This is a genomic window from Crossiella sp. SN42 (assembly GCF_023897065.1).
GTDB lineage: Bacteria > Actinomycetota > Actinomycetes > Mycobacteriales > Pseudonocardiaceae > Crossiella.
Genome location: NZ_JAMHIV010000041.1, coordinates 22,911 through 44,145, shown reverse-complemented (window position 1 = coordinate 44,145; position 21,235 = coordinate 22,911). Strand labels below are relative to the sequence as shown.

Below are 21,235 nucleotides of genomic sequence, written 5' to 3'. Positions count from 1 at the left end.
AACGACTGATGACGAACGAACCGGGCGCGCGGACCGACGCCGCGGCCAAGCGACGCGCGCTCATGCGCCAGCTGATGGCCAAGGCCGGCATCGCCGAGGACTCGTCACCGGACCGCGTCACCCCGAGGGACCGCTCCGCGCGCACCCCGCTGTCCTTCGCCCAGCAGAGCATGTGGGTGCACCAGCGGACGTTTCCGCACTCCACCACCTACAACGTGCCGCTGCTGGTCCGGCTGTCCGGCCCGGTGGACGTGCCTGCGCTGCACCGCGCGCTGCAAGTCCTGGTGGACCGGCATGAGATCTTGCGCACCCGTTACCTCGCCGAGGCCGACGGGACCGCACACCAGGTGGTCACCGCGGACTACCGGGTCGAGCTGCCCGTGACGGATCACACGTCGCTGCCGGAGTCCGAATGGGCCGCAGCCGGGCGGGCGGCGGCCGAGCGGCTGGCCGCGGTGCCCTACGACCTCTCCGCCGAGGAGTCGATCCGGCTGGCGCTGCTCCGCTTCGCCGAGCGCGAGCTGGCGCTGATCCTGGTGGTGCACCACATCGCCTGGGACGGCGGCACCTGGGGCGTGCTCTCGCACGAGCTCTCCGCGCTGTACCGGGCCGAGGTCACCGGCGAGCCCAGCGGGCTGCCGCCGATGGAGGTGCAGTTCGCCGACTACGCGGCCTGGGAGCAGTCCCGCTGGCCGACCGAGAGCAGCAAGGCCGACCTGGCGTACTGGCGCGAGCAGCTCACCCCCGCCCCGGAACCCCTTGACCTGCCGACGGATCACCCGCGCCCGACCAGCGGCTCCGAGCGCGGCGGGCTGGTCGCGAAGTGGTTCGACCCGGCGGTGGCGCAGGGCCTGCGCGCGGTCGCGGCGAGCGAGAACGTCACGCCGTTCATGATCATGGTGGCGGCCTGTTCGGTGCTGCTGCGGCGCTACACCGGGGCCACCGACATCCCGCTGGGCTCCGCGGTGATGGACCGGGGGCACGCGCAGGCACAGCAGCTGGTTGGCAACTTCGGCAACACCCTGGTGCTGCGCACCGACGTCTCCGGCGACCCGACCTTCCGCGAGCTGCTCGGCCAGGTGCGGCGCACCGCCACCGACGGGTTCGCCCACCAGGGCCTGCCCTTCGACAAGCTGATCGACGACCTGCGCCCGGAACGCCGCCGAGGGCGCGGTCCGCTCTTCGACGTGATGCTGTTGTTCTTGGCCCAGCGCATCGGCGGCCTCGACCTGCCGGGCATCGAGTCGGACTGGGAGCACATCCGCAACGACGGCGCCCAGTTCGACCTGTGGCTGGAGGCGTTCCTGCGGCCGGACGGGCTGCTGGTGGAGGCCACCTACCGGCTGGACCTGTTCGAGGCGGACCGGATCACCCGGCTGCTGGACCACCTGGAGCACCTGCTCGCCGCCGCACTGTCCACTCCGGACACTCCGATCAGCGCACTTCCCCTGCTGCCGGAGGAAGAACTGCTCACCCAGCTCGCCGAGTGGAACGACACCGGGCGCGCGGTGCCGGAGACCACGGTGGTGGACCGGTTCGAGGCGCAGGTCCGGCGCACCCCGGAGGCGGTGGCCGTACGCGGCGAGGACGGGTCCACGCTGACCTACGCCGAGCTGGACCACCGCGCCGAGCGACTGGCGGCAGCCCTGTGCGCCAAGGGAATCGGCGCGGAGTCGGTGGTGGCGCTGCTGCTGCCGCGCACCCCCGAACTGGTGGTGGCGCTGCTCGGCGTGCTCAAGTCCGGCGCGGCCTACCTGCCGCTGGACGCCGACCACCCGGCGGACCGGCTGCACTACATGATCACCGACGCGGGCGCGGCCTGCGTGCTCACCACCGCCGCACTGGCCGAACTGGCGCCAGGGCCGGAGCAGCTGGTGCTGGACCGGCCGGGCTGGGACGTGCTGGACGCGGAGCCGCACGGGCGACTGCGGCCGGGCCAACTCGCCTACACCATCTACACCTCCGGCTCCACCGGCCGCCCCAAGGGCGTGGGCATCCCGCACTCCGCGCTGGCCAACTTCCTGTCCACAATGGACGACCTGACGCCGCTGGCCTGCGCCGACCGGCTGCTCGCGGTGACCACGATCGCCTTCGACATCGCGGCCCTGGAGATCTACCTGCCGCTGGTCTCCGGCGCGCAGGTGGTGCTGGCCACCAAGGACACCGTGCGCGACCCGGCCCGGCTGGCCAGGCTGGCCGCCGGCTCCGGGGCCACCGTCATCCAGGCCACGCCCTCGCTCTTCGGCGCGATCCTGGCCCAGGAACCGGGTCTGCTGCGCGGCCTGCGGGTGCTGGTCGGCGGCGAGGCACTGCCCCCGGCCACCGCGGCGGAGCTGCGCGCGGTCGCCGCGCGGGTGACGAACGTGTACGGGCCGACCGAGGCCACCATCTGGGCGACCTCGGCCGAGGTGACCGGCACACCGGTGATCGGGCGGCCGTTCCACAACACCCAGGCCTACGTGCTGGACGAGCGGCTGCGGCCGGTGCCGCCGGGTGTCACCGGCGAGCTGTACCTGGCCGGGACCCAGCTGGCGCGCGGGTACGCGGGCCGGCCGGGCCTGACCGCGGAACGCTTCACCGCCAACCCCTACGGCCACGCGGGCAGCCGGATGTACCGGACCGGCGACCTGGCGCGCTGGCTGGCCGACGGCAGCCTGGACTGCCTCGGCCGGGTCGACGACCAGGTCAAGATCCGCGGTTTCCGGGTGGAGCTGGGCGATATCGAGGCCGCGCTGGCCGCGCAGGCCGAGGTCGCGCAGTGCGCGGTCGTGCTGCGCCAAGGACTTCCGGTCGCCTACTTCGTGCCTGCCGCCGAGGTGGACCTGGCCGCGCTGCGGGCCGGGGTGGCCGAGCGGGTGCCGGACTACATGGTGCCCGCGGCCTTCGTGGCCATGACCGAGCTGCCGGTCACGGTCAACGGCAAGCTGGACCGGCGCGCGCTGCCCGAGCCCGACCTGGGCGCGCAGGTCTCCGGCCGCGGCCCCCGGGATGAGCGGGAACGCGTGCTGTGCGGGGTGTTCGCCGAGGTGCTCGGGCTGCCGGAGATCGGCATCGACGACGACTTCTTCGCACTGGGCGGGCATTCCCTGCTGGCCACCAAGGTGATCGGCCGGGTGCGCGCCCTGCTGTCGGTGGAGCTGGACCTGCGGGCGCTGTTCGACGCGCCGACCGTGGCCGAGCTGGCCGCCCGGCTGCCCTCGGCCACGGACACCCGGCCCGCGGTGCGCGAGGTGCGGCGGCCCGAGGTGGTGCCCGCCTCGTTCCCGCAGACCGGGCTGTGGTTCGAGGAGAAGCTGCGCGGCCCGTCCACCTCCTACGGCCTGCCGCTGGGCGTGCGGGTGCGCGGGCCGGTGGACCTGGACGCGCTGCGGGCGGCCTTCGGCGATGTGGTCGCCCGGCACGAGGCGCTGCGCACCCTGCTGACCGAGGGGCCGGACGGCCTCCCGGTGCAACGGATCCTCTCCCCCGCCGAGGCTCGCGAGCAGCTCAGCGTGTCCATTGTGGACAATCTGAGCACGGCGGCCGAGCACACCTTCCGGCTGGACGCCGAGCTGCCGGTGCGGGTGAGCCTGGCCCGCACCGGCGAGCAGGAGTGGGAGCTCGTGCTGCTGCTGCACCACTCCGCGGCCGACGAGTGGTCCTTCGGCCCGCTGCTGGCCACCCTCGGCGAGGCCTACACCGCCAGGGCCGCCGGGCAGGAGCCGAGCTGGCCCGAGCTTCCGGTGCAGTACGCGGACTTCGCGGTGTGGCAGCGGGAGATCCTCGGTGCCCGCACCGAGGCGGACTCGGTGGCCGGTCGCCAGCTCGACTACTGGGCGCGGACCCTGGCCGGCGCGCCGGCGGAACTGTCCCTGCCCACCGACCGGCCGCGACCGGCGGAGGCCAGCCACCGCGGCGGGCTGGTCCAGTTCCAGCTGCCCCAGGAACTGCTGGACTCGATGCGCGCGCTCGCGGCCCGGCAGGGCGCCAGCGTCTTCATGGTGCTGCACGCGGCACTGGCCGCGCTGTTGAGCAAACTCGGCGCGGGCACGGACATCCCGCTCGGCTCGCCGATCACCGGCCGCGGCGACGCGGACCTGGAACCCCTGGTCGGGTTGTTCGCCAACACGCTGGTGCTGCGCACCGACCTCGCAGGCGACCCGAGCTTCACCGAGCTGCTGGGCCGGGTGCGCGCCGCCGACCTGGACGCCTTCGCGCACGCCGACGTGCCCTTCGACTGGGTGGTGGAGCGGGTCGCGCCGGAGCGCTCGCTGTCCCGGCACCCGCTGTTCCAGGTGATGCTGATCCACCAGCGCGCCGACGACCTGGAGCTCCAGCTGCCCGGCCTGACCACCCAGCCGTTCCTGCCGGACACCGGCGGGGTCAAGTTCGACCTGGACCTGTACTTCACCGAGACCGAGTCCGCCGGGCTGGACGGGTTCGCCGTCTACGCCAAGGACCTGTTCGACCACGGCACCGTGCAGCGCCTGATCGACCGGCTGGAGCTGCTGCTGCGCACCGCATTGGCCGAACCGGACCGCGCACTGTCCACTGTGGACATCATGACCGAGGCTGAGCTGGCCGCGGTGACCATGCCCGGCAACGCGACCGAGCTGACCGCGCCCGACCCGGCCGCCCTGTTCGCCGCGCAGGTCGCGCGCACGCCGGAGGCCACCGCGGTGCTGGCGGGCGCGGAGTCGCTGAGCTACGCCGAACTGGACCGCAGGGCCGAACGGCTCGCGGACGCGCTGGCGGCCAGGGGCGCGGGACCGGAGCGGATCGTCGCGCTGGCGCTGCCGCGCACCGCGGAGCTGGTGGTGGCGCTGCTGGCGATCGTCAAGACCGGCGCCGCCTACCTGCCGGTCGACCTGGGCTACCCGCGGGACCGCATCGAGCTGATGCTGGCCGACGCGCGGCCCGCGCTGGTGGTGTGCCTGCCGGAGTTCGCCGCCGAGTTCGGGCTCACGGACACCTGCCCACCGGCGGCCACCGGGCCTGCCCGGCCACCGGTGGAGATCCGCGGCGAGCACCCGGCCTACCTGGTGTTCACCTCCGGCTCCACCGGCCGCCCCAAAGCAGTCGCGGGCACCCAGACCGCGCTGGCCAACCGGCTGGACTGGGGCCGGGAACTGGCCGGCGGGGTGCGGATCGCGAAGAGCTCGCTGAGCTTCATCGACGGCTCCACCGAGCTGCTCGGCGGCCTGGTCGCCGGGGACACCGTGGTGCTGGCCGATGACGCCGCGGTCAGCGATCCGGCCGCACTGGTCGAGCTGATCGACCGGCACGCGGTGGACCTGGTCACCGTGGTGCCCAGCCTGCTCTCCGCGCTGCTGCGCACCGCGCCCGAGGGCACGCTGGGCTCGGTGCGCACCTGGATCTCCAGCGGTGAGGCGCTTTCCGCCGAGCTGGCCGGGCAGGTGGCCGCGCGCTGGCCGCTGGCCAGGCTGGTCAACCTCTACGGCTGCTCGGAGGCCGCGGGCGACAGCCTCGCGCAGGTCGGCAGCCCCGGCTCGGGGCCGGTGCCGATCGGCGTGCCGGTGGCCAACACCCAGGCCTACCTGCTCGACCACGCGCTCCGGCCGGTACCGCCGGGGGTGGCCGGTGAGCTGTACCTGGCCGGGCACGGACTGGCCCGCGGCTACCTCGGCCAGCCCGGCCGGACCGCGGAACGCTTCCTGGCCAACCCCTTCGGCCCGCCCGGCTCCCGGCTGTACCGCACCGGCGACCGGGCCCGCCGCCGCGGCGAGGTGATCGAGTTCCTCGGCCGGGCGGACAGCCAGGTCAAGATCCGCGGCTTCCGGATCGAGCCCGGCGAGATCGAGGCCGCGCTGCTGGCCGAGCCCGAGGTGGACAAGGCCGTGGTGGTCGCCCGGCCGGGACCTGGCGGCGCGCTCCGGCTGATCGGCTACTTCATCGCGGCGCCGGGCACCGAGCCCGACCCGGCCGCGCTGCGCGAGCGGCTCGCGGGCAGGCTGCCGGACTACCTGGTGCCCGCGCTGCTGGTGCCGCTGGCCGAGTTCCCCAAGAACCCCAACGGAAAGCTCGACCGCGCCCGGCTGCCCGACCCCGCCCCGCAGGTCGCGGCGGCCACCGAACCGGCCACGCCGACCGAGGCCACCCTGGCCCGGCTGTTCGCCGAACAGCTCGGCCTGACCACGGTGGACGTGCGCGAGAGCTTCTTCAGCCTCGGCGGTGACAGCATCAGCGCGGCGCTGCTGGTGGCCAAGGCCAAGGAGGCCGGGCTGGCGCTGTCGGTGCGCGAGGTGTTCAAGCACCGCACGGTGGCCGCGCTGGCCGAGCTGTGCGCGCCCCCGGCGATCACGCCCGGCCCGGTGACCCCGCCGCCGCTGCTGCACTGGCTGCGGCAGAGCGAACTGGGCGTCAACGGCCTGCTGGTCTCGGTCACCAGGTCAATCGAGGCCACCGAGGAGCGGTTGCGGGCCGCCGCGGCCACCGTGCTGGCCCGGCACGAGGCCCTGCACCTGGTGGTGGACCCGGGCAACAAACGCCTGTGGCGGGCCGAGATCCAGCCCGGCGAGCCGGACCTGACCGAGATCGACATCACCAGGGGCGCCACCCTCCGGCTCGACCTGACCCCGGACGGCGTCACGCTGACCGGGCACGGGCTGGCGGTGGACCAGCCCTCGCTGGAGCTGATCGCGGACGAGCTCACCGCCGTGCTGGCCGGGGAGACCCTGACCCCGCCGCCGACCACCTTCCGGGCCTGGACCGAGCACCTGGCCGCGCAGGCCAACGAGGTGGCCGCCGCGCTGCCGGAGTGGACCGCCGCCCTGCACGAGACCGCCGACCCGATTCCCGCCTCAGCGCTGGCATCAAGCGACGGCGGCCGGATCAACGAGCTCGTGGCGGCCGATCCGGACCCGGTGGCGGCGGCCTTCATCGAGGCGCTGCGCACCTGGTCCGGCGCGAACGGGACCCGGCTGCGGATCGACCGCGAGGTGGATCCGCGCACCGGCGCGAAGTCCGCGGCCGGTGACCTCTCCGGCACGGTTGGGCCGCTGAGCCACATCCACCCGTTCGCCTTCACCGCCGCGGCCGCCCCGCGCGCGGAGACCGAGCTGGAGCTGCGCTACTGGGCCGACCGCGGCCACGAGTTCGGCCTGCTCCGGCACGCCAGCAGGGCAGGCTCCAAAGCGCTGCGCGGGCACCGGGACGCCGCGGTGCTGCTGCGCGCAGGCGCGCCGGATCCGCTGTTCCCGGCCGGGCGCGTGCTCGTGGCCACCCACCAGGTCCGGGCGGACGGCGTGCTGCTCGACCTCCAGTTCTCCCCCGACCTCGACCCGGCGGCCGCCAGCGCGCTGCTCGGGTTGTGGTCGGCCGCAGTGACCGCACCAGCAGAATCGGAGCCGAAGAGTTGAGCGCATCATCCGGTCAGATCCACCTCGCCGACACCCCGGCGGCCGCCTGGCTGGACGAGGCGTTCACCGGGACCTCCGCGCCCGTGCTGCGCGTGGTCGCCGGACCTTCGGGCACCAGTGAGAAAAACGCGCAGGCCGCCGTGCGGGCCGTGATCGAGGCGCACGAGGTGCTGCGGCACCGCGGCGAGCTGCGCTGGGCCGGCACCGCCACCAAGCTCGCCGAGGCGAAGCAGCACACCGCGGCCTCGCTCGACGGTGACGCCGCGCTGGCCGCTGCCTGGGTGGACCGGGGCGCGGAGCGGGACGGGCTGCTCGTGGTGGCCGCACATGAGTCCGATGTGGACGGTGAAGGCTGGGCGGTGCTGGTCGCCGACCTGCGCGCCGCGCTCGCCGGTGGCACACCGAGCACCTCGGGCACCGGGGAGTACCTGTCCGCGCTGGACACCCTGGCCCGCGACCCGGGTCTGGCCGACCGGGTGGAGCCCTGGCTGGAGCTGGCCGACCGGGTGGACGAGCTGGACCTGGCCGCGCCCTGGGTCAGCGACGGTGAGCCCAGCGGGCCGCAGCGCACGCTTGAGCGGGTGCTGCCGCTGAACGAGGTGGCGGTCGCCGAGGGCCTGCGCGCGCGGGTGCTGCTCGGCCTGGTCCCGCACCTGGGCGCCACCGACGGCCTGCTGGTCGACGTCAGCGAGTCCGACCGCGACCGCCCCGGTGTGCTGGGCAACCTGCGCCGGGTGTTCCCCGTGCTGTTCGGCCCGGCCGAGCTGTCCGATGTGGACGGTGCGGGCGCACGGGCGGTGGCGGTCGAGGCCGCCGCGGCCACCGAGTTCGGCGTGGCCAAGTACCTCAGCGGCAGCACCTCGGCCACCTTCGCCGACCTGGCCGAGGCCGCCGTCCTCATCGAGTACGGAATCACCGACCTCGGCGACGACCCAGACCCCGGCGCGGGCGAACCCGTGCCGGACAACGCCGCCCGCTACCTACTGCGGATCGGCGCCTGGTTCGACCGCAACAGCGAGCGCGTGCGCGCCACGGTCTCCTGGGACCCGGCCGCGCTGCCCGAGCTCGACGCCGAGGCGCTGCTCTCCGCCTGGGGCAAGGCCCTGCTGGCGCACGAGCCCGCCGCCGCGCCCGCGCCCTCGGTCGCGCTGCCGCCCGGCGCGGTCGAGGCACTGCCGCTCTCGCCGTTGCAGGAGGGCCTGCTCTTCCACCTGATGCTCGATGGCGCCGAGCGGGACGTCTACGTGCAGCAGGCCGTGCTGCACCTGACCGGCACGCTGGACCCGGACCGCTTCCGCGAGGCGGTGCGGCTGTCCCTGGCCAAGTACCCCAACCTGGTCGCCGGGTTCGCCACCGCCGACGACGCCCCCGCCGTGCAGTTCATCCCCGCCGAGTTCGACACCCCGTTCGAGTACGCCGATCTGTCCACTCAGGACGATGCCGCGTTCCAGGCCTTCGTCGCCGACCAGCGCTCCAGGCCCTTCCACGCCGACCGGCCGCCGCTGATCCGCTTCGGCCTGGCCACCGTCGGCGCGGGCGAGCACCGGCTGGTGATGACCTCCGAGCTGATCCTGCTGGACGGCTGGTCCGGCGGTCTGCTGCTGAGCACCCTGCTGGAGTTCTACACCGACCCGGCCGCCGAGTCCGCCCGGCCGACCACCCCGTTCCGGGACTACCTGCGCTGGCTCACCGCGCAGGACCACGACCAGGCCCGCGCGGCCTGGCGGCGCAACCTGGACGGCCTCACCGAGCCCACCCTGCTGGCCCCCGGCGCGGACAGCCGCGCGGTGGACCTCACCGCCGCGGACGAGATCCACCTGGAGCTGCCAGCCGACCTGGCCGCCCGGCTGGCCAAGCGGATGCGCGAGTCCGGGGTCACCGCGAGCACGCTGTACGAGACCGCGTGGGCGATGCTGCTGGGCAGGCTCACCGGCCGCGACGACGTGGTCTTCGGCGCCTCGGTCTCCGGCCGCCACCCCGACGTGGCCGGTGTGGAGACCACGGTCGGCCTGCTGTTCAACACCGTGCCGGTGCGGGTCCAGCTGGGCGCGACCGACCCGCTGGAGACCGTGCTGCGCCGGGTGCAGGAGGAGCAGGCCGAGCTCTTCGACTACCCGTACCTCGGGCTCACCGACGTGCAGGGCCTGGTCGGCATCGGCACCCTGTTCGACACCCTGTTCGTGTTCCAGAACTTCCCGCGCCCGTCCAAGGAACGCGGTTTCGGGCCGGACGGCTCGCTGCGGGTGCGCGACCACGAGGTGCTCGACGCCACGCACTACCCGGTCACCATGGTGGTCAACCCCGGCGTCACCACCGAGCTGCGGGTGATGTTCCACCGCGATGTGTTCAGCCGCACCGAGATCGAGCGCCTGGCCGAGCGCTACCTGAACATCCTGACCGCGCTGGCCGACACCCCGCAGGCATCCTGCGCCGCGGTGGACGTGCTGGTCGGTGACGAGCTGGCGCTGCTGCGCGCGGGCTGGGACAGCACCGCCAACCCGGTGCCGGACATCACCATCGCGGACATGCTGGAGCAGCAGGCCGCGCGCACGCCCGAGGCGACCGCGCTGGTCTTCGGCGAGACCACCCACACCTACGCCGAGCTGAACGAGCGGGCCAACCGGATCGCCCGCTGGCTGGTCCAGCACGGCGCGGGGCCGGAAACCGTGGTGGCCCTTGGCCTGCCCCGGTCCTCGGACATGGTGGCCGCGCTGTTCGCGGTGCTCAAGACCGGCGCCGCCTACCTGCCGCTGGACCTGGACTACCCGGCCGACCGGCTGGAGTTCATGCTCACCGACACCGTGCCGCTCTACGTTCTGTCCACTGTGGACGTCGACCCGACGCTGCCGCACACCGAGATCCCGCACGTCCTGCTGGACTCCGCGGAGATCGCCGCCGAGCTGGCCGCGCTGCCCGGCACGGACCTGGCCGACGCCGAGCGGCGCGGGTTCAACCGCACCGACCCGCACCGGCTGGCGCACCCGGCCTACGTCATCTACACCTCCGGCTCCACCGGCCGCCCCAAGGGCGTGGTCACCCCCTACCGCGGCCTGACCAACATGCAGTTCAACCACCGGGTGGCCATCTTCGACCCGGTGGTCGCGCAGGCCGGGCGACGCCTGCGGATCGCGCACACGGTGTCCTTCTCCTTCGACATGTCCTGGGAAGAGCTGCTCTGGCTGGTCGAGGGCCACGAGGTGCACGTGCTCACCGAGGACATGCGCCGGGACGCGCTGGCGCTGACCGCCTACTGCGACCGGCACCTCATCGACGTCATCAACGTCACGCCCACCTACTGCCAGCAGCTGATCGACAACGGGCTGCTGGAGCAGAACCCCGGCCACCGCCCGGTGCTGGTGCTGCTCGGCGGCGAGGCCGTCTCCGAACAGGTGTGGTCCGCCCTCCGCGACACCCCCGGCGTGCTCGGCTACAACCTCTACGGCCCAACGGAATACACCATCAACACCCTCGGCGGCGGCACCGAGGACAGCGCGACCTCCACCGTGGGCAAGGCGATCTGGAACACCCGTGCCTACATCCTGGACGCCTACCTGCGCCCGGTCCCGGTCGGAGTGCCGGGTGAGCTCTACATCTCTGGCGTCGGCCTGGCCCGCGGCTACCTCAAGCGCCCCAGCCTGACCGCGGACCGCTTCATCGCCGATCCCTATGGCGCGCAGGGCGAACGCATGTACCGCACCGGAGACTTGGTGCGGGAGCGGCCAGACGGCAACCTGGACTTCCTCGGCCGCACCGACGACCAGGTCAAGATCCGCGGCTACCGGGTGGAGATCGGCGAGGTGGAGAGCGCGCTGGCCGCGCACCCCGAGGTCGCCCAGGCCGCGGTCATCGCCGCGGACACCGATCTGCCCGGCGTGAAACGACTTCTCGGCTACCTGGTGCCTGCCGAGGCCACCGACGAGGATTTCCGCGCCGAGGTGGAGGCCGAGCAGATCGCCGAGTGGCGGCAGATCTACAGCGACGAGTACACCGAGATCCCGACCGCGGTCTTCGAGGAGGACTACGCGGGCTGGGACAGCAGCTACGACGGCGCGCCCATCCCGTTCGCCGACATGAGCGACTGGCGCGCGGCCACCCTGGAACGTATCCGCGAGCTCAAGCCAAAGCGGCTGCTGGAGATCGGCGTCGGCACCGGCCTGCTGCTCTCCGGCCTGGCCCAGCACACCGAGTCCTACTGGGCCTGCGACTTCGCCGCCCCGGTGATCGAGAAGCTGCGCCGGGACCTGCTGGCCGACCCGGACCTGGCCGCCAAGGTCGAGCTGAGCGTGCGGGCCGCGCACGACACCGAGGGCCTGCCGGTCGGGCACTTCGACACCATCGTGATCAACTCGGTGATCCAGTACTTCCCGAACGTCGACTACCTCACCGAGGTCATCGGCAAGGCGATGGACCTGCTCGCTCCCGGCGGCGCGCTGTTCATCGGCGACGTGCGCAACCTGCGGCTGGCCCGCACCTTCCACACCGCGATCCAGCTCGGCCGCACCGGCGAGGGGACCGGGGAAGCCGCACTGCGCAAGGCGATCGAGCGCGCGGTGCTGCTGGAGAAGGAGCTGCTGGTCGACCCGGACTACTTCACCGCCCTGTCCGACCACCTGCCCACGCTGGCCGGCGCGGACCTGCGGATCAAGCGCGGGCACATGCACAACGAGCTGTCCCGGCACCGCTATGACGTGGTGCTGCGCAAGGCGGGCGCGGACGCGCTGTCCGTTGTGGACGGTCCGAAGCTGGTGTGGGACAGCGCCGTGGACCTGGCCTCCCGGCTGGCCGAGCGGCCGGAGTCGCTGCGGGTCACCCGCATCCCCAACGCCCGCCTCACCGCCGAGGTCGCCGCCCAGCGCGCGCTGGAGGCCGGTTCGCCCATCGCGGTCGCCCAGCGCCTGCTGCGCCCGGACACCGCCGCCGGGGTGGAACCCGAGGCCCTGTGCGAACTGGCCGAGCGCACCGGCTACCGGCTGCTGCTCACCTGGTCCGACACCACCGACGGCAGCTTCGACGCGGTGTTCACCCTGGCCACCGACGAGATCCTGCTGGACGCCTACGCGCCCACCCGCACCCGCAGGGCCGCGCTGAGCGGCTACGCCAACAACCCCTCCGCGGCCCGCGACAACACCGGCCTGGTGGCCAGGGTGCGCGAGCACCTCAAGGCGGTGCTGCCCGACTACATGGTGCCCGCCGCGCTGGTCACCATGGAACGGCTGCCGTTGACCACCAACGGAAAGCTGGACCGCCGCGCCCTGCCCAGCCCCGACCTGGCCGCGGGCGCAGGCGGCGGCCGCGCGCCCGACAGCCCGACTGAGGAAGCCCTGGGCGAGCTGTTCGCCCAGGTGCTCGGCGTGCCCAAGGTCGGCGTGCACGACAACTTCTTCGACCTCGGCGGCCACTCGCTGCTGGCCGCCCGGCTGATCGGCAAGGCCCGCACCGCGCTGGACGTGGAGCTGGCCATCCGGGACCTGTTCACCGCGCCCACCGTGGCCGAACTGGCCGCCAAGGCGCTGGGCAGCGCGCCCCGCTCCGCGGTCCCGGTGCTCACCGCGGGCCAGCGGCCGGAGCGGATCCCGCTGTCCTTCGCCCAGCAGCGGCTGTGGCTGCTCGACCAGCTGGACACCGCGAGCGCCGCCTACACCGTGCCCACCGGCATCCGGCTCACCGGCGTGCTCGACCTGGACGCGCTGCGCGCCGCCTTCGGCGATGTGCTGGCCAGGCACGAGAGCCTGCGCACGGTGATCGAGCTGCACGAGGGCACGCCGTACCAGCGCGTCCTGCCGGTCACCGAGATCGACCCCAGGGTCACGGTGACCGCGGTCAGCGAGGCCGAGCTGGACGCCGCGGTGGCCGCGACCATCGCCGAGCCCTTCGACCTGGCCACCGGCCACCCGGTCCGGCTGGCCGTGCTCTCCCTCGGCGCGCAGGACTCGGTGCTGCTGGCCGTGTTCCACCACATCGCCTTCGACGAGTGGTCGATGCGGCCCTTCGTCGAGGACCTCACCACCGCCTACGCCGCCCGGCACGCCGGCCAGGCGCCGGAACTGGCCCCGCTGCCGGTGCAGTACGCCGACTACGCGCTCTGGCAGCGCGCCCTGCTCGGCTCGCCGGAGGACCCGAACAGCCTGCACAGCAAGCAGCTCGCGTACTGGCGGCAGGCGCTGGCCGGCATCCCGGAGGAGCTGTCCCTGCCGCTGGACCGGCCGCGCCCCGCGGTGGCCAGCTTCCAGGGCGAGACCATCGAGCGGCACATCGGCCCCGAGCTGGCGGTGCGGCTGCGGCGGCTGGCCAGGAGCCGGGACGCCAGCGTGTTCATGGTGTTCCAGACCGCGGTGGCCGCGCTGCTGCACCGCTACGGCGGCGGCGTGGACATCCCGCTGGGCTGCCCGGCGGCCGGCCGGGACAACGAACAGCTCAACGACCTCATCGGGTTCTTCGTCAACACCCTGGTGATCAGGGCCGACGTCAGCGGCAACCCGAGCTTCGGCGAGCTGCTGGACCGGGTCCGCTACACCGACATCGCCGGGCTCAGCCACGCCGAGCTGCCCTTCGACCGGCTGGTCGAGGCGCTCAACCCGACCCGCACGCTCTCCCGCAACCCGCTGTTCCAGGTGATGGTCGGCTACCAGAACCAGGGCACCGGCGGCGCGAGCTTCCCCGGCCTGACCGTGGCCGACGGCCGCTTCGACCCGCCGACCGCCAAGTTCGACCTGGACTTCGTGCTGCGCGACTACGGCTCGGACACCGACGGCATGGGCCTGGACGTGGAGTACGCGGCCGACCTGTTCGACCAGGCCACCGCGGCCACCCTGCTGGACCGGCTGCTCGACCTGCTCGACCGGGTCACCGCCGACCCGGACCTGCGGATGAGCGAGCTGGACGTGCTCGGCGCGGCAGGCGCCCGCCTGGCCGCCTGGAACGACACCGGCCGCGCCTTCCCCGAGCTCACCATCGCCGACCTGCTCGAACAGCAGGCCGCACGCACCCCTTCCGCCTCCGCCCTGGTCGCTAACCCTGGACTGCCAGGGGAGGTCCGCTGGAGCTACGCGCAGCTCAACGAGCGCGCCAACCGGATCGCCCGCCTGCTGCGCGACCGCGGCGCCGGGCCGGAAACCGTGGTGGCCCTTGGCCTGCCGCGCTCGGCCGACATGGTGGCCACCCTGTTCGCGGTGCTCAAGACCGGCGCCGCCTACCTGCCGCTGGACCTGGACTACCCGGCCGAGCGACTGGCCTTCATGCTCGCCGACGCGCGGGCCGGGTGCCTGGTCAGCACCACCGAGGTCGCTGCCACGCTGCCTGCCACGGCCGCGCCGACGGTGCTGCTGGACACCGTCGAGGACGAGCTGAACGCCTTGTCCGGCAACGATCTCAGTGCGGCGGAACGGCCGGTCTTCAGCCTGGACCACCCGGCCTACGTCATCTACACCTCCGGCTCCACCGGCAAGCCCAAGGGCGTGGTCACCCCCTACCGCGGGCTGACCAACATGCAGTTCAACCACCGGGCCGCGATCTTCGATCCGGTGGTGGCCGAAGCCGGACGGCGGCTGCGGATCGCGCACACCGTGTCCTTCTCCTTCGACATGTCCTGGGAAGAACTCCTCTGGCTGGTCGAGGGCCACGAGGTGCACGTGTGCGACGAGGAGCTGCGCCGGGACGCCGAGGCGCTCACCGCCTACTGCGACGAGCACCTCATCGACGTGGTCAACGTGACCCCGACCTACTGCCAGCAGCTCATCGAAGCCGGTCTGCTCGACCAGGATCCCGGCCACCGGCCGCTGCTGGTGCTGCTCGGCGGCGAGGCGGTGTCCAACCAGGTGTGGGAAACCCTGCGGGACACCCCCGGCGTGCTGGGCTACAACCTCTACGGCCCAACGGAATACACCATCAACACCCTCGGCGGCGGCACCACCGACCGGGACCTGCCCACGGTCGGCCGCCCGATCTGGAACACCAGGGCGCACGTGCTCGACGAGTACCTGCGGCCGGTCCCGCCGGGCGTGGCCGGTGAGCTCTACATCGCCGGGGTCGGCCTGGCCCGCGGTTACCTGGACCGGGCCGCGCTCACCGCGGAACGCTTCGTGGCCAACCCCTTCGGCGCGCCGGGTGAGCGGATGTACCGCACCGGCGACCTGGTCCGCTGGTGCGCCGACGGCACCATCGACTTCCTGGGCCGCACCGACGACCAGGTCAAGATCCGCGGCTACCGGGTGGAGATCGGCGAGATCGACGCCACCCTGGCCGAGCACCCCGGTGTCCGGCAGGTTGCGGTGCTCGCCGTGGACAGCGAGCTGGCCGGGGTGAAGCGGCTGGTCGCCTACCTGGTCGGCACGGCGGGTGAGACCGAGCTGCGCGAGTGGGCCGGGCAGCGGCTGCCCGCCTACATGGTGCCCTCGGCCTTCATCACCGTGGACGCGCTGCCGCTGACCGTCAACGGCAAGCTCGACCGGGCCGCGCTGCCCGCGCCCGACTTCGGCGCGCGCAGCTCCGGCCGGGGACCGCGCACCGAGCGGGAAGCCGTGCTGTGCCAGGTGTTCGCCGAGGTGCTCGGCGTGCCCAAGGTCGGCGTGGACGACAGCTTCTTCGAGCTGGGCGGGCACTCGCTGCTGGCCATGCGGCTGGTCAGCCAGCTCCGCGCGGCCGGGGTCGACGGGGTCTCCGTCGGCGCGGTGATGGCCGCCCCCACGGTGGCCGCGCTGGCCGAACGCCTCGGCGCGGCCGACGGCGCCGACCCGGCGCTGGCCGGGCTGCTCGCGCTGCGCGCCGAGGGCGGCAAGGCCCCGCTGTTCGCCATCCACCCCGGCTTCGGCCTGGCCTGGCCCTACGCAGCGCTGGTGCCGCACCTGGACGAGGACCGGCCGCTCTACGGCCTCCAGTCGCCCGTGGTGGCCGGGGAGACCGTGCACAGCTTCGACGCGCTGGCCCGCGAGCACCTGCGGCGGATCCGCACCGTGCAGCCGAGCGGCCCGTACCACCTGCTCGGCTGGTCCTTCGGCGGCCAGCTCGCGCACGCCGTCGCCGGACTGCTCCAGGCCGAGGGCGAACAGGTCGCGCTGCTCGCGGTGCTCGACGCCCAGCCCGCCGATCCCGCGCTGCCGCCGGACGAGCCGCTGGAGGCCGGGCAGATCAGGGACCGGCTGCGGCTGAGCGCGGCCGAGCCGACCACCGAGGCGCTGGTCAGGGCCTGGACCGTGCACGACCGGCTGCTGCCCGGCCAGGACTACCCCGCCTGCCGGGGCACGCTGCTGTTGTTCAGCGCCGAGGGGTCCACCGGGACCGGCGCGGCGAGCTGGGCCGGGCAGGTGGCGGGGAAGATCGAGGACCGGGTGCTGCCGTATCCGCACGACGAGCTGCTGTCCCCGGAGGCCGTCGCGGTCTTCGGCCCGGTGCTCACCGCCGCGCTGCGGGAAGTGGAGTAGTTCCGTTACCGCTAGCGGACAGTCCCGTGATCGATCGACCGCACCAGTGGATTAGGGTTGGCTAACCTAATCGGCTCACTAGGAAAGAAGGACCTCCGTATGACGACGCGAACGCACAGGTCGTCGAGTCGGCTCGTTCGTATGCTCGCGGTGGGCGCGGCCCTGGCGCTGGGCCTGTCCGCGTGCGGTGGCGGCGGTGACACCGGCGCCCCGAAGGACACGTCGGCCGGTGCCGCGCCGGGATACCCCATCACCATCACGCACAAGCTCGGCACCACCACCATCAAGTCCGCGCCGAAGCGGATCGTGGCACTCGGTGAGACCGACCAGGACGTGCTGCTGGCGCTGGGCATCCAGCCGATCGCCATGGTCAAGGCCAACATCGGTGACGGCGTCACGCCGTGGGCCAAGTCCAAGCTCACCGGCGCCATGCCCACGCTGCTCACCGCGGGGGACAACGGCTTCGACGTCGAGCAGATCCTCAAGCTCGAACCGGACCTGATCCTGGCCAACTACGACTACTACATCGACAAGTACTGGAAGAAGCTCAACGACATCGTGCCGACCACCGCCTACGAGGCGGGCCCGGCCGAGGACTCCTGGCAGCAGCTGACCCGCCAGGTCGGCAAGGCCGTCGGCAAGAGCGCCGAGGCGGACAAGCTGGTGAGCGACGTCGAGGGCAAGATCACCGGGGTCAAGAAGAGCAACCCGGAGCTGACCGGCAAGAAGTTCGCCTTCGGCGTCACCGGCCAGACCGGGACGATCATGGTGCTGAAGTCCACCACGGACACCGCCACCAAGCTGCTCGGCGAGTTCGGCATGGTGCTGCCGCCGGTCATCCAGCAGCTGCCTGGCGAGAGCTTCGCGGTCGAGGTGAGTGCGGAGAAGTACGAAGTGCTGGACCAGGACGTGCTGATCACGTACTACAACGAGAACAAGCAGCACCAGAACGACGTCGAGCAGAACGCCTTGTTCAAGAAGCTCAAGGTGGTCAGCAAGGGCGCCAACATCGTGGTGGACCTGACCCAGTTCTACTCCATCCGCACGCCGTCCCCGCTGGGCATCCCGTACGCGATCGACGTGATGGTGCCGAAGCTGTCCGAGGCGGTGAAGAAGACGGCTACCTGATGCCAGACTGAGCTGGTGAGCCTTTCCAGCACAGCGATCAGGAACGGGGCCGCGCTGCTCGTCAGCGCGGCCCTTGTCGTTGCGGCAGGGTGTAGCAGCGCGCCGGAGGCGCCCCCACCCGCCGCGGCGGCCGGATACCCGGTGACGCTGACGCACAAGCTCGGCACCACCACGATCCCGGCGACGCCGAAGCGGATCGTGGTGCTGGGCGAGGTGGACCAGGACGCGTTGCTGGCACTGGGCATCACGCCGGTGGGCATGCCGAGGTCCAAGGAGCACCCCAGCGGCATCACCCCGTGGGCGAAGGCGAAGCTCAACGGCGCCGCGCCCGAACTGCTGACCGCCGGCGACAGCGGGTTCGACCCGGAACAGGTGCTCAAGCTGCAACCGGACCTCGTCCTGGCCAACACCGACTACTACCTGGAGAAGTACTACGCGCGGCTGAGCGCCTTCGTGCCGACCACCGCGTTCGAGCTCGGCGCCTACCAGGACGGCTGGCAGGCGGTGACCCGCCAGGTCGGCAAGGCGGTCGGCAAGGGCGCGGAGGCGGACAAGCTGGTCGACGGCACCGAGTCCGCGCTGGCCAAGACCCGCGCGGACAACCCGGCGCTGCAAGGGAAACGGGCCACCATGGCCCAGGCCGCCGGCGCGGGCAAGCTGTACGCGCTGCGCGAGCCGAAGGACCCGGCCGGGGTCCAGCTGGGCGCGTTCGGGCTGCGCATTCCGGAGTCCCTGCAAGCACTTCCCGGCAACTTCGCGGCCGAGCTGAGCGCAGAGCAGTACGACAAGCTGGACGTGGACCTGCTGCTGATCAACTACGACGGCTCGGCGGACAACGAACGAGAGGTGGAGTCCAACCCGCTGTTCCGCAACCTGCGCGTGGTCAAGGCAGGCGGCCGGATCTCCTTGGACGGCCTGGCCTTCCACGCCCTGCGCACACCGACCCCGGGCAACATCCCCTGGCTGATCACCGAGGTGCTACCCAAGCTGCGCAAGGCTGTCGGCAGCTGATCTCGTTGCCGCATAAGTGAAGGGCGGTCACCCGCACCCCGGGTGACCGCCCTCGGTGGCGATCGGCACCGGCCCCGAACCGGTGTCGTCCGCGAGTCCTCAGTGCGCGGCGGCGACCACGCGGCCGGAGAGCTGGTCGCTGCCCGGCACCGGCTCGGCCGGGTCGCTGCCCAGCGCGATGATCCGGTTGTCCGCGTCCACGTGCACCACGTGCGGCACGTGCGCGGCGCGCTCCTCCTCGGTGAACTCCGCGAAGGACATGATGATCACCATGTCCTGCGGGTGCACCAGGTGCGCGGCCGCGCCGTTGATGCCGATCACGCCGCTGCCCCGCTCGCCGGTGATGGCGTAGGTGGTCAGGCGGGCGCCGTTGGTGATGTCGACGATGTGCACGACCTCGCCCTCGACGATGTCGGCCGCTTCCATGAGGTTGGCGTCAATGGTCACCGAGCCGACGTAGTGCAGGTCGGCCTGCGTCACGGTGGCCCGGTGGATCTTGCCGTTCATCAACGTACGCCGCACTTTGGCGCTCTCCTCTTCGCGAACGTCAGTGGCTGGGTCAGTCGGCGGCGCGCATGGCCTCGGCCAGGCTCCTCGGGCGCATGTCGGTCCAGGTCCGCTCGATGAACTCCAGGCAGTTGGCCCTGGTGTCCTTGCCGAAGGCGATCGTCCAGCCGGCGGGCACATCCACGAAGACCGGCCACAGCGAGTACTGGCCCTCCTCGTTGACGAGGGCGTAGAACGTGCCGTTCTCGTCATCCAGCGGGTTCATCCACAACTCCTTGCGCGACTGTCCGAACGACTGAAGCCTAGGTTAGGTAAAGCTAACCTTGCAACCTTCTGTGACGCGTTCGGACTCCTCCGCACTGGGCCCGCTCAGCGTGGCTTTGCGCAGCTCAGGCAAGGCGATCGCGATGCCGACCACGCCCACCACGCAGGCCACGCCGCCGGTCACCAGCGCCATGCCGGAGCCGAGCACGCGGGACAGCCCGCCCATCACCGCGTTGCCCGCCGCCGTGCCGGTGGTGGCCTGGGCCAGCCACATGCTGCCCACCCTGCCGAGCAGCCGCTCCGGCGTGTAGTGCTGCAACAGGGTGCGGCGCAGGATCTCCGAGATGGTGTCCGCCGCGCCGGCCAGCGCGAGGAACACCAGTGCCAGCCACAGCGCGGGGCTGAGCCCGAAGCCGATGACCGCGAGGCCCCACAACAGGACCGAGCCGATCAGCACCTTGCCGGAGGCCCGCACGGTGGCGGTCCAGCCACTGGTCAGCGCGGCCAGGAAGGCGCCCACCGCGGGGGCGGCGTAGAGCAGGCCGGTGGCGAACTCACCGCCGAAGACCGCCAGGCCCATCTCCGGGAACAGCACGTACGGCATGGCGAAGACCATCGCGAAGACGTCGATCAGCAGCAGGCCGGTGACCACCCGGCTCTGCCGCAGGAAGGCGAAGCCCTCGGCGATGGAGCGGACCGGGTGGGCGTGCTCGGCCGTGCCGTCCGGGCCGAGCTTGGGCAGGAAGGCCAGCAGCAGCGCGCCGAGCAGGAAGGTGGCCGCGTCGATGGCGAAGCACACCGCCAGGCCCCAGGCCTCGGCGATGAACCCGGCCAGCAGCGGGCCGACCATGGCGCCGATCTGGGTGGTGATCGCGGTCAGCGCGCCGGCCGCGGCCAGGTTGTCCGCGCCGACCAGTGCGGGGGTGGCCGCGATCAGCGCGGGCGCGCCGAGGCCGTTGACCAGCCCGGCCAGCACCGCGGTCACGTAGATGACGGTCAGGCTCGGTTCGGGCAGCGCGGAGTTCCAGGCCAGCACGCCGAGCACCGCGACCATGCCGAGCCGGGTGGTCACGATGATCATCCGTTTGCCCGCCCGGTCGGCCAGCACGCCGCCGGCCAGCAGCCCGAACAGCAGGGCCACCCCGAGCGCCAGGCTGACCAGGCCGACCTGCAGCGAGGAGCGGGTCAGCGCGAAGACCTGGAGGTTGGCCGCGACCACGGTGAGGTTGGTGCCCACCATGGCGATCACCTGCACGGCGAACACCAGCCGGAACGGTGGGCTGCTGCGCAGCGGGGCGGTGTCGATGACGAGCTGTCCGAGTCGCACCCCCGGAACTTACCTTAGGCTTGCCTAAGCCAGGAACCGCTGCGAGCGGTTGCGTTCCCCCTGGCCCACCCCGCTCGTTAGTCGGAGTGACGGATGAGGCCGACCAGGCGTTTTTCAGCGGGGAGGAACAAATGAGAGCGCTTTCCACAGGAATCAGGGCCGATCATGGGATGTAGTTCTTTCGGAGGATGACAACCCGCCTGATCAGCACCATTGTTGACCCC

General features: G+C 72.4%; 7 protein-coding genes. 4 read left to right on the top strand and 3 right to left on the bottom strand.

Annotated elements, in window-relative coordinates:
• Positions 1–8 precede the first annotated feature (8 nt).
• From M8C13_RS37525 to M8C13_RS37510, 4 genes are all read left to right on the top strand, one after another.
• Entirely contained in the window at positions 9–7,358 is a 7,350-nt protein-coding gene (locus tag M8C13_RS37525) for a non-ribosomal peptide synthetase (RefSeq protein WP_252485559.1), read from the top strand.
• Positions 7,355–16,774: a non-ribosomal peptide synthetase gene (locus M8C13_RS37520; protein ID WP_252485558.1), complete on the top strand. Its 9,420-nt coding sequence runs from the start codon at positions 7,355–7,357 to the stop codon at positions 16,772–16,774. Before M8C13_RS37525 ends, M8C13_RS37520 begins: the two co-directional genes overlap by 4 nt.
• Positions 16,775–16,915: 141 nt before the next feature.
• Positions 16,916–17,902 (top strand): iron-siderophore ABC transporter substrate-binding protein, encoded by a 987-nt coding sequence (locus M8C13_RS37515; RefSeq protein ID WP_252485557.1) that lies wholly within the window; start codon positions 16,916–16,918, stop codon positions 17,900–17,902.
• Positions 17,903–17,917: 15 nt separating this feature from the next.
• A complete protein-coding gene (locus M8C13_RS37510; RefSeq protein WP_252485556.1) occupies positions 17,918–18,913 on the top strand; it encodes an iron-siderophore ABC transporter substrate-binding protein in 996 nt (331 codons plus the stop codon).
• Positions 18,914–19,012: 99 nt separating this feature from the next.
• Here M8C13_RS37510 and panD read toward each other — a convergent pair whose 3' ends face one another.
• From panD to entS, 3 genes are read right to left on the bottom strand one after another with little or no spacing between them, the layout of a single operon-like run.
• A complete protein-coding gene (gene panD / locus M8C13_RS37505) occupies positions 19,013–19,435 on the bottom strand; it encodes an aspartate 1-decarboxylase (protein ID WP_252485555.1) in 423 nt (140 codons plus the stop codon).
• Between the two features lie 37 nt (positions 19,436–19,472).
• On the bottom strand, positions 19,473–19,685 hold the full coding sequence (locus tag M8C13_RS37500) for an MbtH family protein (RefSeq protein ID WP_305884042.1): 213 nt from the start codon (positions 19,683–19,685) through the stop codon (positions 19,473–19,475).
• A gap of 42 nt (positions 19,686–19,727) precedes the next feature.
• Positions 19,728–21,011, bottom strand: a complete 1,284-nt coding sequence (gene entS / locus M8C13_RS37495) for an enterobactin transporter EntS (RefSeq protein WP_252485553.1) — start codon at positions 21,009–21,011, stop codon at positions 19,728–19,730.
• Positions 21,012–21,235 lie beyond the last annotated feature (224 nt).

What these genes read in the sequence shown, in the direction of transcription:
- M8C13_RS37525 (WP_252485559.1), top strand. Translation starts at nt 9, where the DNA reads ATGACGAACGAACCGGGCGCGCGGACCGACGCCGCGGCCAAGCGACGC.
- M8C13_RS37515 (WP_252485557.1), top strand. Translation starts at nt 16,916, where the DNA reads ATGCTCGCGGTGGGCGCGGCCCTGGCGCTGGGCCTGTCCGCGTGCGGT.
- M8C13_RS37500 (WP_305884042.1), bottom strand. Translation starts at nt 19,685, where the DNA reads ATGAACCCGCTGGATGACGAGAACGGCACGTTCTACGCCCTCGTCAAC.